The organism is Enterobacter bugandensis (genome assembly GCF_900324475.1).
Classification (GTDB): Bacteria; Pseudomonadota; Gammaproteobacteria; order Enterobacterales; family Enterobacteriaceae; genus Enterobacter; species Enterobacter bugandensis.
In genome coordinates, this window is the sequence record NZ_LT992502.1 from 620810 (window position 1) to 634197 (window position 13388).

13 protein-coding genes and 1 pseudogene are annotated in these 13388 nt (G+C 59.2%); 8 read left to right on the forward strand and 6 right to left on the reverse strand.

Annotation, left to right across the window (positions count from 1 at the left end):
• Positions 1–3: 3 nt before the first annotated feature.
• Positions 4–621 carry a response regulator transcription factor gene (locus DG357_RS02990; protein WP_045259555.1) on the reverse strand — a complete coding sequence of 206 codons (618 nt, stop codon included), beginning with the start codon at positions 619–621 and terminating at the stop codon, positions 4–6.
• Positions 622–800: 179 nt separating this feature from the next.
• Positions 801–1187, reverse strand: a complete 387-nt coding sequence (locus tag DG357_RS02995; RefSeq protein WP_088204620.1) for a VOC family protein — start codon at positions 1185–1187, stop codon at positions 801–803.
• Between the two features lie 85 nt (positions 1188–1272).
• Between DG357_RS02995 and DG357_RS03000 the strand changes: the two are divergent.
• Together DG357_RS03000 and DG357_RS03005 are read left to right on the forward strand one after the other, a co-directional pair.
• Positions 1273–1878 (forward strand): annotated as a pseudogene (locus DG357_RS03000) (ATP-dependent Clp protease proteolytic subunit); the annotation flags it as partial.
• Positions 1879–2013: 135 nt separating this feature from the next.
• A complete protein-coding gene (locus tag DG357_RS03005; RefSeq protein ID WP_088204619.1) occupies positions 2014–3135 on the forward strand; it encodes a ribosomal protein uL16 3-hydroxylase in 1122 nt (373 codons plus the stop codon).
• A gap of 38 nt (positions 3136–3173) precedes the next feature.
• Here DG357_RS03005 and DG357_RS03010 read toward each other — a convergent pair whose 3' ends face one another.
• A complete protein-coding gene (locus tag DG357_RS03010; protein ID WP_028015370.1) occupies positions 3174–3362 on the reverse strand; it encodes a hypothetical protein in 189 nt (62 codons plus the stop codon).
• A 221-nt stretch (positions 3363–3583) separates the two neighbouring features.
• Between DG357_RS03010 and DG357_RS03015 the strand changes: the two genes are divergently transcribed.
• From DG357_RS03015 to foxA, 3 genes are all read left to right on the forward strand, one after another.
• Positions 3584–3817, forward strand: coding sequence for a DUF2171 domain-containing protein (locus DG357_RS03015; RefSeq protein WP_063942935.1), 234 nt, complete (start codon positions 3584–3586; stop codon positions 3815–3817).
• A 138-nt stretch (positions 3818–3955) separates the two neighbouring features.
• A complete protein-coding gene (locus tag DG357_RS03020) occupies positions 3956–4909 on the forward strand; it encodes an AraC family transcriptional regulator (RefSeq protein ID WP_049138633.1) in 954 nt (317 codons plus the stop codon).
• A 121-nt stretch (positions 4910–5030) separates the two neighbouring features.
• On the forward strand, positions 5031–7139 hold the full coding sequence (foxA, locus tag DG357_RS03025) for a ferrioxamine B receptor FoxA (RefSeq protein WP_108780315.1): 2109 nt from the start codon (positions 5031–5033) through the stop codon (positions 7137–7139).
• 78 nt (positions 7140–7217) lie between these two features.
• On the opposite strand, the gene DG357_RS03030 is transcribed toward foxA, so the two are convergent.
• On the reverse strand, positions 7218–8633 hold the full coding sequence (locus DG357_RS03030; protein ID WP_088204617.1) for an aminotransferase-like domain-containing protein: 1416 nt from the start codon (positions 8631–8633) through the stop codon (positions 7218–7220).
• A 176-nt stretch (positions 8634–8809) separates the two neighbouring features.
• Here DG357_RS03030 and DG357_RS03035 point away from each other — a divergent pair, with 176 nt between their 5' ends.
• Positions 8810–8971, forward strand: a complete 162-nt coding sequence (locus DG357_RS03035; protein WP_063154866.1) for a DUF1127 domain-containing protein — start codon at positions 8810–8812, stop codon at positions 8969–8971.
• Between the two features lie 39 nt (positions 8972–9010).
• Here the strand turns inward: DG357_RS03035 and pdxR are convergent, their stop codons facing one another.
• Positions 9011–10399 (reverse strand): MocR-like pyridoxine biosynthesis transcription factor PdxR, encoded by a 1389-nt coding sequence (gene pdxR / locus DG357_RS03040; RefSeq protein WP_088204616.1) that lies wholly within the window; start codon positions 10397–10399, stop codon positions 9011–9013.
• A gap of 101 nt (positions 10400–10500) precedes the next feature.
• On the opposite strand from pdxR, the gene DG357_RS03045 reads away from it, so the two are divergent.
• Positions 10501–10980, forward strand: coding sequence for a carboxymuconolactone decarboxylase family protein (locus DG357_RS03045; RefSeq protein WP_014882392.1), 480 nt, complete (start codon positions 10501–10503; stop codon positions 10978–10980).
• On the opposite strand, the gene DG357_RS03050 is transcribed toward DG357_RS03045, so the two are convergent.
• Positions 10967–11869: a LysR family transcriptional regulator gene (locus DG357_RS03050; protein ID WP_088204615.1), complete on the reverse strand. Its 903-nt coding sequence runs from the start codon at positions 11867–11869 to the stop codon at positions 10967–10969. The two genes, DG357_RS03045 and DG357_RS03050, sit on opposite strands and share 14 nt — an antisense overlap.
• 100 nt (positions 11870–11969) lie before the next feature.
• Here DG357_RS03050 and DG357_RS03055 point away from each other — a divergent pair, with 100 nt between their 5' ends.
• Positions 11970–13382 (forward strand): aldehyde dehydrogenase family protein, encoded by a 1413-nt coding sequence (locus DG357_RS03055; RefSeq protein ID WP_108780316.1) that lies wholly within the window; start codon positions 11970–11972, stop codon positions 13380–13382.
• Positions 13383–13388: the final 6 nt, after the last annotated feature.

Below are 13388 nucleotides of genomic sequence, written 5' to 3' on the forward strand. Positions count from 1 at the left end.
ACGTTACTCAGCGGGCTGGCTTTTGGTCAGGCGCTCAACGGCCCTGACCAGCTCGGCCACGGAGCGCACCTGCATTTTCTCCATCACGCGGCGGCGGTGCACTTTCACCGTGATCTCGCTGACGCCCAGCTCGGCGGCAATCTGCTTGTTGAGCTTGCCGGTGATGGCAAGCTCAAGCACCTCGTGCTCGCGCGGCGTGAGGGACAGATGGCGCTGCTTCAGGGCGTAGTGCTCTTTATTGCGCACGGCGTTGTTTTCCGCCAGCTGCAGCGCGGACTCAATGGCGTCGATCAGCGCGGCGGATTCGACGGGCTTGGTGAGAAATTCGTACGCGCCGCCTTTGATGGCGCGCACCGACATCGGGATAGTGCCGTGGCCGGTGAGAAAAATAATCGGGATCTCGCGCCCGCTGTCTTTGAGCGCGTCCGCCACCTCGAAGCCAGAGATGGCGGGCATCTGCATGTCGAGGATCACGCACGACGGCAGATCCTCAAACCGGTGTTGAAGAAACGTTTCTGCTGATGAAAAGCCGATGGCGTTTAAGTCTGCCGATTCCAGTAGCCCGATTACGGACTGCCTGACCGCGTCATCGTCATCAACCACATACACAATGTGTTCCATTCACCGCCCCGGTGCTGATTTAAATGTCGAGGATGCAAACAGTCTCAACGGTGGCGTAAGAGACTGTTTATGCTGACTTTCATCTTAACACATTAAATATCATTATCATTTAACAATATGATAACCATATGAAGTATAGCGAGCCGGGGCGGGGGTGGTGAAGGAATGAAACGCTGTTTTTATGCACCGACAAGTTCGATGCGGTTGCCGTCCGGGTCCGCGATTACCGCTTCATAAAAGCCGTCCCCGGTCATGCGCGGGGCGCTGAGCAGCGTGCCGTTTGACTGCGCCCGCTCGGCCATGCTGTCCACTTTTGCCTTGCTGCCGACGTTAATGGCGATATGCGCCCAGCCGATAAACTCCGGGTGCGACGGGGCGTCGGGCAGGTCCGGCAGCGTCATCAGCTCGAGGGTCGGCCCGTCATCCAGGGTAATAAAATGGGATTCAAACCCCGGACGGTTTTTGCTGACGTAGCGTTCGTTACTGCGGCCATTAAACACCGTTTCCCAGAACTGAACCTGGGCCTCAAGGCTGCGGGTCCAGAGTGCGACATGTGCAATATTCATAAGATCCCTCGTTATTTGTCTGTGAGGACTTTCACCGATAAAACAGGCTACACTCTGGTTTTGAGCGCGACAAGCTGAGGAAACAACAATGCACTACACACTGAAAGAAAGCGACAAGGACAAAGCGGAAGGGTCAAGCGGCGCGGGCGCTCTGCAGCAAAAACTGCTGGAGTCCCGTTCGATTGTTATCTCCGGCGAGATCAACCAGGAGCTGGCGCAGAAGGTCATTACCCAGATGATCCTGCTGCAAAGCGTCAGCAACGATCCGATCAAGCTGTACATCAACAGCCAGGGCGGCCACGTGGAAGCGGGTGACACCATTCACGACTTCATCAAGTTCATCCGCCCGGAAGTGCACGTCATCGGCACCGGCTGGGTGGCGAGCGCCGGGATCACCATCTTCCTGGCAGCGAAAAAAGAGCACCGCTACTCGCTGCCGAATACCCGCTTTATGATCCACCAGCCGCTGGGCGGCGTGCGCGGTCAGGCGACGGATATTGAGATCGAAGCGCGCGAGATCATCCGCATGCTGGATCGCGTCAACAAGCTGATCGCTGACGCCACCGGCCAGCCGCTGGAAAAAGTGAAAAAAGACACCGACCGCAACTACTGGATGTCTCCGGCAGAAGCGCTGGACTACGGCATCGTGGGCAAACTGATTACCCATTACGACGAGCTGAACCTGGATTAAGTTTTACTGCCGTGTACGTGTCGGGTAGCGGCTTCGCCTTACCCGACCTACGCGCGCTCGTTTGACCCATGACAAGTTCCCCCTCTGCCTTCTTGCCTATAATCGCGCCTGTTTCCCCTCTCACTGGTGCTACCCATGGCGTATCAATTGAACCTGAACTGGCCGGAATTTCTTGAGAAATACTGGCAAAAACAACCCGTAGTGCTGAAAAATGCCTTCCCGAATTTTGTCGACCCGATTACCCCGGACGAGCTGGCAGGCCTGGCGATGGAGCCGGAAGTCGATAGCCGTCTGGTGAGCCACGCTAACGGCAAATGGCAGGCCAGCAATGGTCCGTTTGAGCACTTTGACGGTCTGGGCGAAACCGGCTGGTCGCTGCTGGCGCAGGCGGTGAACCACTGGCATATGCCCGCCGCGGAGCTGGTGCGTCCGTTCCGCGCCCTGCCAGACTGGCGTCTGGACGATCTGATGATCTCCTTCTCCGTGCCGGGCGGCGGCGTGGGTCCGCATATCGATCAGTACGACGTGTTTATCATTCAGGGGATGGGCAGCCGCCGCTGGCGCGTGGGCGACAAGCTGCCGATGCGTCAGTTCTGCCCGCATCCGGCGCTGCTGCACGTGGAACCGTTTGAGCCGATCATCGACGAAGATCTTGAGCCGGGCGATATCCTCTATATTCCGCCTGGATTCCCCCATGACGGCTTCACCCATGAAACGGCGCTGAACTACTCCGTCGGCTTCCGCGGGCCGAACGGCCGCGATCTGATCAGCAGCTTTGCCGACTACGCGCTGGAAAACGATCTGGGCGGCGAGCACTACAGCGATCCGGATCTGACCTGCCGCGAACACCCGGGCCGCGTGGAGCAGTATGAGCTCGATCGTATCCGTCAGATGATGATCGACATGATTAGCAAGCCGGACGATTTCACGAAATGGTTTGGCAGCTTCGTCTCCACGCCGCGCCACGAGCTGGATATCGCCGCCGCCGAGCCGCCGTATTCGGCAGACGAGGTGCTGGACGCGCTGCAGGGCGGCGAAACGCTGTCGCGCCTGAGCGGCCTGCGCGTGCTGAACGTTAACGGCAGCGTCTTCATCAACAGCGAACAGCTGGAGACGGTAGACGCGAAGGGCGCGGATGCGCTGTGCCGCTACACCGAACTCGGCCAGGCCGAGCTGGGCGATGCGCTGAAAAACCCGGCGTTTGTTGACGAACTCACCGGGCTGATTAACCAGGGGTACTGGTACTTCGACGAGTAACCGGAGGCGGCGTTTAGTCAGCCTAAACGCCGCTACGTTCAAACCAGCATATTACACGCCTTCCAGTAGTTCAAAAGCCGCTCGTCGTCGCGTTCTTTCTCCGCTTTGATTTTCATCGCCTGGGCGAGATTCTCTCGCGATAACTCATGGCCTTTTTGCACGATGTCCAGGACCGCTTCACCAAGAGCCAGCGAAATTTCTGCCCGATTATTGTTGCGAATCGTCATAAATACCTCCTCGTTGGTTGCGATAATTTAATTATGATCGGGAAATAATCAGTCGGAAATAATTCATCTCATTCTTATTTTATTCACTTCGGCGTTAAATAGACATCATATTCCATTCTGTCAATGATGTTTCAAAATGCTAATAAGCCTTTTAAGCCTGAATTTATGCGCTACAGTTATTTTTCGTGCAACAGGCAAATAACCGAAACAGGAGAATGATTATGGTAGATAAAAGCGCAATTAAGGATCACACTCAGGTTGTCGCCAGCTGCGGAACGCACGTCGGGGTTGTGGACCATTTAGACGGCGAGCGTATCAAGCTTGCTAAGAGTGACCCTGAATCAGGCGGCAAGCACCACTTTATTCCTCTCGGCTGGGTCGATAAGGTCGAAGATAATAACGTTATCCTGACCAAAAACCATAAAGAGGTTTTTGCTGAGTGGCAGGAAGCATAAATATATTTCTCGTAAAGAAATATATATCTTCGCTCCGGCTTTGTCCGGAGCGTAATAGTGTCTGCGCCCGGTGATTGCTGACATGGCAAATGGATGGTACTGTTTTGCCTGTCCTTTTCCCGATGCAGGCCCCGAATTATGCTCCAGAGTGAAAATAGATCAGCGAAACGCATATTTTTTGTTGAGGATTTTCAGGTATTCGGCGAGCGCTACGGCATCGACTACCGTTTCCCGCTGTTAAAAGGGGAGCAGATCAGCGGCAGCCCGGTGTTGCAGGGGAATGTGGAAGAGATGACGCTCTCGTCCGGCATTTCGCTGACTCACTCCGACGTGCATGTATTACAACCCTACGAAACCACATCCCGCCACAGCAGCCCGCTCTATATGCTGGTAGTCCTGGAAGGGTGCGTTACGATCGCGCTCAATGGCATCGACTATCACGTTCGTCCCGGCATGGCGTTCAGCGCCCGTCTGAGTGAGGAACAGGTGATGAGCGCGCGTCACGACGCCGACAGCGCGCTGAAAACGCTCTCGTTTGGCGTGTACCCGCATGAAGCCGGGCGTGAAGCCCTGCTTGAGTCGCTGCTGCTGGAATGGCAAAACCTGAATACACCCACGTTTGTCTGGCACGTTCCCGAGTTTGTTATGTCAGGCATTCAGCATGCGCAGCAGCAGAGGGGAAGCGTGCTCGCGCGTAAGCTATTGCTGGAGGGGCTGATGTACCAGCTGCTCGGCCACGGCCTGAATCAGCGCCAGCAGCCCTGCCCGAGCCGCCCTGAGCATGCGCGCCTGGAACGCGTACGGAGCATGCTGGAACAGTCTCCTGAACGGGATCATACTCTCGCGCAGCTGGCAGCCCTGGCTGCAATGAGCCCAAGCAGCCTGCGCAGCAAGTTCCGTCAGCGCTACGGCTGTACCCTCTTCGATTATCTTCGCGACTGTCGCCTTGCGCTGGCGCGTCGCTATCTGCTGGAAGGCCACAGCGTGCAGCAGGCGGCCTGGATGTGTGGGTATCAGCATGCCACCAACTTCGCTACCGCGTTTCGTCGTCATTACGGGATTTCTCCGGGCGACGTGCGCAAACTCCGCTAACGTAATTTCGCCCATCGCGCGAACGCATCCCGTGCGGTTTAGCATCGCGCATACGTAACCTGGCGGCGCGCATAGCCGTTTGCACTCTCAAAAAGGTAATAATTCTTATTAACAATAAGAAATATCTCTGGAGAGGGTTATGTTTGCTAAATCGCGTCTGGCACTGCTGGTGGGATGGGTTACCGGTAGCGTCGCTTTTCCTTTACTGGCGCAGGATGCGCAAAAAACTGACACCGTGGTGGTGACCTCGCAGATGCAGTCTGCGGCCACCAAGCTTGAAACGCCGGATATTGAAACTCCGCAGTCGGTCTCTATCGTCACGCGCGAGCAGTTCGAAGAGCAGGGCGCAACCAGCGTGCGTCAGGCCGTGAGCTACACGCCGGGTGTCTACAGCAACCAGATTGGGGCGTCTAACCGCTTTGACTACATGGTGCTGCGCGGCTTCTCTGACGGCAGCCTGGACAACGTCTACCTGGACGGCCTGAAGATGATGGGCGACACCAACTCCCACAGCTCGCTGGTGGTTGATCCGTGGTTCCTGGACAGTATCGAAGTCGTGCGCGGTCCGGCCTCCGTGCTCTATGGCCGTTCATCGCCGGGCGGGATTGTGGCGCTTACCTCCCGTAAGCCGTCGTTCGATCCGGGCGGGGAGATCAAGCTCTTCGCCGGGAACAATAGCCAGCGTGGGGCGATGTTCGACGTCACTGGCCCGGTTGATGATAATGACCGCGTGGCGGTGCGCCTCAGTGGGATGACCCGCTATGCCGATTCCCAGTTCGATCCGCTGAAGGAAGAGCGTTACGCGCTGATGCCGAGCCTGACCTGGCGTATCACCGATAACACCCGTCTGGATCTGATGGCCTACCTGCACCGCGATCCGGAAGGCGGCAGCCACTCCGGCCTGCCGTACGAGGGCACGGTTGTGCCGCACAGCGGGAAGAAAATCTCCAACACGTTCTTTGAAGGTGAAGACGATTACGACAAGTACGATCGTCGGGAAAACATGGTCGGCTATAACCTTGAGCACCTGTTTGACAGCGGCTGGTCCGTGCGCCAGAAGCTGCGCTACCTGCACACCAAAGTGGAGCTGAACCAGGTGTATGCCGCAGGCTGGCTGAATGACACCGAGCTGAACCGCGGCTATTCCGGCTCTGACGAGAAGATGAACGCCATCACCCTGGATAACCAGGTCGACGGCAGCTTCGACACCGGGGCGGTGAACCACCGCGTGCTGATCGGCATGGACTACCAGGACCGCACCAACAACGTGACCGGCTACTATGGCGGCTTCCCGCCGATTGACGCCTTCCACCCGGTTTACGGTGCGAAGCCGGACTACATCACCCAGTACAGCAGGGAAAAGCATAAGCTTCGCCAGACCGGTTACTACCTACAGGATCAGATGTCCGTTGACCGCTGGCGCCTGACGCTCGGCGGGCGTTACGACCAGGTGAGCGTGTCGAACGTCGACAACTTTAACCACACCCGCAGCGATCTGGATAAAAACAACTTCAGCAGCCGCGCGGCGCTGCTGTATCTGTTTGATAACGGCGTTGCGCCGTACGTCAGCTACTCCACCGCCTTTACGCCGACCAGCTTTGCCGACGAGCAGGGCAATATCCTGGATCCGATGAAGGGCAAGCAGTGGGAAGCGGGCGTGAAGTATGAGCCAGAAGGGATGAACAGCCAGTTCAGCGCCTCGGTGTTCCGCATCAACCAGAAGAACATTGCCACCAAAGAGGAGCCGACCGATCCGTACCGTTCCATCGGTGAAATCGAATCCGAAGGCGTTGAGCTGGAGGCGATTGGTCAGCTGACCGACAGCCTGCGTATGCAGGCGGCGTACACCTACACGGATGTTCGCTATAAGAAGAGCAGCCCGGAAGAGGAGGGCAAGCGCGCCGTCTATGCCCCGCGTAACATGGCCAGCGCCTGGCTGAGCTACGACGTCAAAACCGGCCCGCTGGACGGCCTGACCGTCGGCTCCGGCGTGCGCTATGTCAACGGGATCGCCAGCGATCGCCAGAACACCCATACGCTTCCATCGTACACGCTGGTGGACATGGTCGTGGGATATGACCTGTCGAAAGTGGGGCTCACGGGCGTGAGCGCGCAGCTGAACGTCAATAACCTGACGGACAAAAGCTACGTTGCGGCGTGTAACTCGCTCTCTTACTGCTACTTCGGTGCAGAACGCAGCATTGTGGGCAGCGTTTCGTGGAAGTTCTGAGTCGTTGATTTTGCCGGGTGGCGGCTTCGCCTTACCCGGCCACTTTATTCCGTAGCGCCACCGGCGCTAAAAAACGTACTACTCCTCCATCGCAATCACAATCGCCTCGCCCATCTTCTTCAACGCCTCGCGATGCTTATCCGTCGGCGGCAGCGCCACGTTGATCCGCAGGCAGTTGCGGTACTTCCCTGACGCGGAAAATAACGATCCGGCCGCCGCCTGGATCTTCAGCCGGCACAGCTGCTTGCTGACGCACACCATATCCACCTTCTCTGGCAGCTCAACCCACAGCAGGAAGCTCCCCTGCGGGCGCGTGACGCAAATCTCCGCCGGAAAATACTGCCGCACCCAGCAGGTGTAGGTTTCCATATTCTGCTGATAAATCTGGCGCATACGGCGCACGTGGCGATGGTAATGGCCGTCGCGAATAAACGCCGCCACCGCCATCTGGGTGCCCGGCACGTTAAACCCGCCCGCGGCGTATTTCATGTGCATCACCCGGTCGTAATAGCGTCCCGGCACAATCCAGCCGACGCGAAGGCCCGGCGCCACGGTTTTGGTAAACGAGCTGCAGAGGATCACGCGGCCATCGATGTCCATCGAGTGAATGGTGCGCGGGCGCGGGTACTCCGCCGCCAGCTCACCGTAAATGTCATCCTCCACAATCACGATATCGTGCCGCTGGGCGAGGGCTAAAACCTGTTTTTTCCGCGCTTCCGGCATGATAAACCCGAGCGGGTTATTGCAGTTGGGCACCAGGATCACCGCCTTGATCGGCCACTGCTCCATTGCCAGCTCTAACGCCTCAATGCTGATCCCGGTTTCAGAGTCGGTGGGAATTTCAATCGCCTTGATGTCAAACCCGCGCAGCATCTGCATGGTGCCGTGGAACGACGGCGATTCCACCGCCACGATGTCCCCCGGCTTGCACACCGAGAGCAGGGCGATCGACAGCGCGCCGTGGCAGCCGTTGGTGATCACAATGTCGCTTGCCGAGACGGTAGAGCCGCCGTCCAGCATCAGGCGGGCGATCTGCTCGCGCAGCTCAAGGCGGCCGTCGAGCACGTCATAGCTCAGCATCTCGCTTGGGTTATGCTGCGCAAGGCGGCTCATCTCGCGCCACAGGGGCTTCAGGCTCGGCTGGTAAATGTCCGGCGAACCGCCGCCAAAGGAGATCATCTCTTTGTCGGCGCGGGCGTCCAGCAGCATCATCACCTCATCCCACTGGGTGACGTCTACCGGGCGCTGCACCGGGCGCGTCATCGCCGGGACGGGCGGCTGGGCTTTGCGTTTCGAGACAAAATAGCCGGAGCGCGGCTGGGGGGTGATCAGCTGAAGGTTTTCGAGGATCTGGTAGGCCTGCTGTATGGTGCTGATGCTCACGCCGTGCTCCTGGCTCAGGGCGCGCACCGACGGCAGACGCTCGCCGCTGCGATACAGCCCTTGTTCAATGCGTTCTGCCAGAAGGTTGGCCAGGTGTTGATAGCGTGTCATGCTGTATCCTTTATTTTCACCATACAGATTATTAAACCAGTACAGATTGCCGCAAAAAACGGCATGCAGATACCGTTTTAGCGGATCTGTATGTTAAACAAAAGTTGTTTTTGCATCTGTATTGCGCAGGTCGATTTGCAGGAAGATAACCCCACTGGCACAGTGAGGAGAGCATTATGGAATTCTACGAGAATCGTTCAAAACGTCCGTTTATTGTGTTTGTCTGGATCGCAAAAACGCTGCGTAACTGGTACCGCATCAACCGGACCCGCCGCATCCTGAGCCAGATGAGCGACGAGCAGCTCAAGGACGTTGGGTTATCCCGCAATGATATTTAAACCGTGGCCGGGTAAGGCGCAGCCGCCACCCGGCGTTTTTCAGCTCAACAGCGCGAGCGTCTGCCGTTTCGGCCTTTCCAGCAGCTCCACCGCCTCCTGATACGTCCGTACGTTGTTATAGCCCATCACCAGCCCGTAGCGTTTGCCCGACCCGCGATACCACTCCGAGAGCGCATTGACCTGCAGCTGCTGTTCCTGCCAGCAGCGGGCCATTTCCCGGTCGCAGCTACCTTTGGTGAGAAACGCCACGATATGCATCCCGCCGTCGTTTTGCTCGGTGAAAAACAGATCGCCATACACCTCGCGCAGGGCTGTAGTCATCCAGTCGCGGCGGGTCTGGTACAGCGCGCGCATCTTTTTCAGGTGACGGAAAAAATGCCCTTCGTTGAGAAGCGCGGTGAGGATCTTCTGCGTCAGCACCGGCTGGCCGCTGGTGGTGATATCCGCGCAGTCGGTAAAGGCCCCGACGGTGCTGGCGGGCATCACCACGTAACCCATGCGCAGCGACGGCATGATGGTTTTACTGAAGGTGCCCATAAAGATCACCCGGTCGTGCTGGTCGAGGCTTTTCAGCGACGGCAGCACTTTGCGGGTGTAGTGAAACTCCCCGTCGTAATCGTCTTCGATAATCCACGCCTCGTTCTGGCTGGCCCAGTCGAGCAATTGCTGCTTGCGCGGCAGGGAGAGCGTCACCGCCAGCGGGCTCTGGTGCGAGGGGGTGACGATGGCAAAACGCGCATCACGATGGTGACGAAGCAGGTAGTCCGTATCAATGCCGCAGCGATCGACCGGCGCCGTATGCAGGCGCGGCACGATCCGCTTCAGCAACTGCTGACCCATAAAGTAGCCCGGATCTTCAAACACCACCTTGTCGCTGCGGCTGGCGAGGGTGTCAAGGATCAGCCGCAGGCTGCCGCTGTAGCCGCTGGTGATCAGCACCTGTTCGGCGGTGCAGGACAAGCCGCGTGAGATATTGAGATAGCTGGCGATGGCCTGCCGCAGCGGATACCAGCCCAGGACGGGCGGGTTGAGCATCTCCTCCTGACGCATGGCGCGCGTCGCCTGGCCCGCCAGCAGCAGCCATTTTTTATACGGGAAGCTGTCGAGGGCGGGGATGCCGGGGCGCAGAAAACCGGCCCGCTCGCGCTGGCTGATAAGCGAGGCCGGAAGCGTGCCGGTAGGCTGTTCTGCAGGGGCATTGTTATCCGGCAGCAGTAAATCCGGGTTGACCCGCGTGCCGCGCGCGCCCTGGCTCACCAGATACCCTTCACCCGTCAGAATGGCATACGCCGTTTCGACGGTTTTGCGCGCCACCTTCAGCTCTTCCGCCAGTACGCGGATGGCAGGCACCTTATCGCCCGGCTTCAGCACGCCGCGCGTGATGTTGTCGCGATAGCGGGAATAAATGTCGTGATAGCCCGGCTTCATGTCCTACCTCATTTCACGCTTTTTGTATCTTTTTACTATGTCATGAACGGCGTAGATTTGCCTCATCGCACGGCACATGCCGCACAAAAAGAGGAAAGACAATGAGCACTCGCGTTAACCACCATAAAGTTACACCTGCCCTCGCCAACGCGCTGTCTGCCCTGAGCATGGAGGTGGCAAAAACCTCCATCGACCCGGCGCTGAAGCACCTGATCGACATTCGCGTGTCGCAGCTGAACGGCTGTACGTTCTGTCTGGATATGCACTCTAAAGAGGCCAAAATCGCCGGGGAACGCGAGCTGCGCCTGTACCATCTGGCGGCCTGGCGCGAGTCCCCGCTGTTCAGCGCCCGCGAGAAAGCCGCGCTGGCCTTCACCGAAGCGCTGACCCAGATTGGCGTTCACGGGGTGAGCGACGCGCTGTACCGCAGCGTGGCGGAGCACTTCTCGGACGTGGAGATTTCAGAGCTGAACTTCGCCATCGTGGCGATCAACGCCTGGAACCGTCTGGGGATCACCTCCCGCATGGCGCCCGGCTCGCTGGACGCGGCTTACGGGCTGAATAAGGCTAACCTGGAATAATCCCGCGCTCGCGGATCATCGCCACCAGCGCCCGCAGTCCCGGCGGGACGTGGCGATGGCCGGGGTAATACAGGCGCAGCCCGGCAAAGGGCTGCGCCCAGTCGTTTAAAACGCTCACCAGTTCTCCACGCTCAAGCTCTTCCCGGATATACAGTTCCGGCAAAAATCCTACCCCTAATCCCGCCTTTACGGCGCGGATCGAGGCGAAAAGATCGGATGTCGCAAAGCGCGGCGGTACGGCAAGGGCGTACGTTTCCCCCCGACGCGCCAGCTCCCAGCGGTAGATCCCGCCGTGGGCCATGCGCATGCCGATCCCCTGATGTGAAAGCAGATCGTCCGGCGTCTGCGGAGTACCGTGACGGGCAAAATAGTCCGGCGTGGCGGTCACCAGCTGACGGATCTCGCCGGTCAGCGGCACGGCGATCATGTCCTGCGGCACGGACTCCTCGAGGCGGATCCCCGCGTCGTAGCCTTCCGCGACGATGTCGATCATGCGCGCTTCGCTGACGGTTTCCACGCGCATCTTCGGGTAGCGGATCATAAAGTCGATCAGCAGCTGGTCCAGAAACAGGGTGCCGATATGGTTCGGCACGTTCAGACGCAGCGTGCCGGCGGGTTCCCCGGTGTCGCTGTGGATCTCCTCGCTGGCGAGGCGGATCTCCTGCAGCGCCGGGCCAACGCGCGCCACGTAGCGCTGTCCGGCGTCGGTGAGCGCCATGCTGCGGGTAGTGCGGTTAAAGAGGCGGGTATCCAGGCGGCTCTCCAGCCCGGCGATGGCGTTACTGACCGCCGTGGCGGACATGCCGAGCTCCTGCGCCGCGCCGCGAAAGCTGCCGCGCCGCACCACCGCCATAACCACTTCCAGCTCTGTCAGACCTGAACGATGCATAGATTATCCTGAAAATCGAAACAACCCTTGCAGCATAGCGTGGATTATCGCAACGGAGAAGCCGTGCCAGACTGTGCTCACACAGCCTGAGGAGGTTTATATGCACACTATCGAACAGATCTTTATTAACGGCGAATTTGTTACCCCGCACGGCACCGAACGGTTTGATTTATACAATCCGGCGACGGCGCAGGTCATCGGGCAGGTACGCCTGGCGGATGAGGTTGACGCAGCGCGCGCCGTTGCGGCGGCAAAAGCGGCGTTCCCCGCGTGGTCGCAGACGACAAAGCAGGAGCGCATTGCCGCGCTAAAACGTATGCACGCCGCCGTGGCCGCTCGTCACGACGATCTGCTGGAAGCGGTCATCGAAGAGTACGGCGCGCCCGCCTCGCGCTCGGCGTGGATGGCCAGCTATCCGGCGGAGGTGATTGCTCAGGCGATTGAGGCGCTGGAGGCGTTTGAATTCGTCACCCACGCGGGCGTAGCCACGGTGCAGATGACGCCGCTTGGCGTGGCCGGGCTGATTACGCCGTGGAACAGCGACGCAGGATTTATCTGCGGCAAGCTGGCGGCAGCGCTGGCCGCGGGCTGTACGGCGGTGATTAAGCCGAGCGAAATGAGCGCCCTGCAAACGCAGATTGTCACCGAAGCGCTGCGCGATGCGGCTCTGCCGCCGGGCGTGTTTAACATCGTCACCGGGCGGGGTGAGACGGTCGGTGACACAATCAGCCGCCATCCGGACGTGGCAAAAATCTCGTTTACCGGTTCGACGCATACCGGCAAGGCGATCCTGCGCAACGCGGCGGAAAGCTTTAAGCGCGTGACGCTGGAGTTAGGCGGGAAATCGCCGACGATCCTGCTGGATGACGTGGATCTGGCGCAGGCGATCCCGCTTGTCATTCAGGCCGGGTTTATGAACAGCGGGCAGGCGTGCGTGGCCGGTACGCGCATTCTGGTGCCTTACTCGCGTAAGGCGGAGATCGAAACCGCGCTGGCGCAGGCCGTAGCGGCGGTGAACTCCGGCGACCCGCGCGATAAATCAACGGACGTCGGCCCGATGGTCAGCGCAAAGCAGTGGCAGCGGGTGCAGGGCTATATCCGCAAAGGTGTCGAAGAGGGGGCGCGCCTGCTGGCGGGCGGCGAGGGGCGGCCGGAAGGCACGCAGGACGGCTGGTTTGTGCGCCCGACGCTGTTTGCCGACGTGAACAACCAAATGACGATTGCCCGCGACGAGATTTTTGGCCCGGTGCTGTGCGTAATTCCCTATCGTGACGAGGCGGAGGCGATTGCCATTGCCAACGACACGGACTACGGCCTGAGCGCGGTGGTGCTGGGCGGTGCGGACCGCGCGCGCCGCGTGGCGCAGCAGATTGTTTCCGGTCGCGTGCTGGTGAACACCCTGGCCCATGAACCGAAAGCGCCGTTCGGCGGGTTTAAGCACTCCGGCGTGGGGCGCGAGATGGGCGAGTGGGGGATCCGGGCGTTTATGGAGCCGAGGTCGGTTCTGGGCTAAAGCTTC

Excerpts from the sequence above, each read along its gene's own strand:
- DG357_RS02990 (WP_045259555.1), bottom strand. The coding sequence starts at position 621 with ATGGAACACATTGTGTATGTGGTTGATGACGATGACGCGGTCAGGCAG.
- DG357_RS02995 (WP_088204620.1), bottom strand. The coding sequence starts at position 1,187 with ATGAATATTGCACATGTCGCACTCTGGACCCGCAGCCTTGAGGCCCAG.
- DG357_RS03005 (WP_088204619.1), top strand. The coding sequence starts at position 2,014 with ATGGCGTATCAATTGAACCTGAACTGGCCGGAATTTCTTGAGAAATAC.
- DG357_RS03010 (WP_028015370.1), bottom strand. The coding sequence starts at position 3,362 with ATGACGATTCGCAACAATAATCGGGCAGAAATTTCGCTGGCTCTTGGT.
- DG357_RS03015 (WP_063942935.1), top strand. The coding sequence starts at position 3,584 with ATGGTAGATAAAAGCGCAATTAAGGATCACACTCAGGTTGTCGCCAGC.
- DG357_RS03020 (WP_049138633.1), top strand. The coding sequence starts at position 3,956 with ATGCTCCAGAGTGAAAATAGATCAGCGAAACGCATATTTTTTGTTGAG.
- DG357_RS03030 (WP_088204617.1), bottom strand. The coding sequence starts at position 8,633 with ATGACACGCTATCAACACCTGGCCAACCTTCTGGCAGAACGCATTGAA.
- DG357_RS03035 (WP_063154866.1), top strand. The coding sequence starts at position 8,810 with ATGGAATTCTACGAGAATCGTTCAAAACGTCCGTTTATTGTGTTTGTC.
- pdxR (WP_088204616.1), bottom strand. The coding sequence starts at position 10,399 with ATGAAGCCGGGCTATCACGACATTTATTCCCGCTATCGCGACAACATC.
- DG357_RS03045 (WP_014882392.1), top strand. The coding sequence starts at position 10,501 with ATGAGCACTCGCGTTAACCACCATAAAGTTACACCTGCCCTCGCCAAC.
- DG357_RS03050 (WP_088204615.1), bottom strand. The coding sequence starts at position 11,869 with ATGCATCGTTCAGGTCTGACAGAGCTGGAAGTGGTTATGGCGGTGGTG.
- DG357_RS03055 (WP_108780316.1), top strand. The coding sequence starts at position 11,970 with ATGCACACTATCGAACAGATCTTTATTAACGGCGAATTTGTTACCCCG.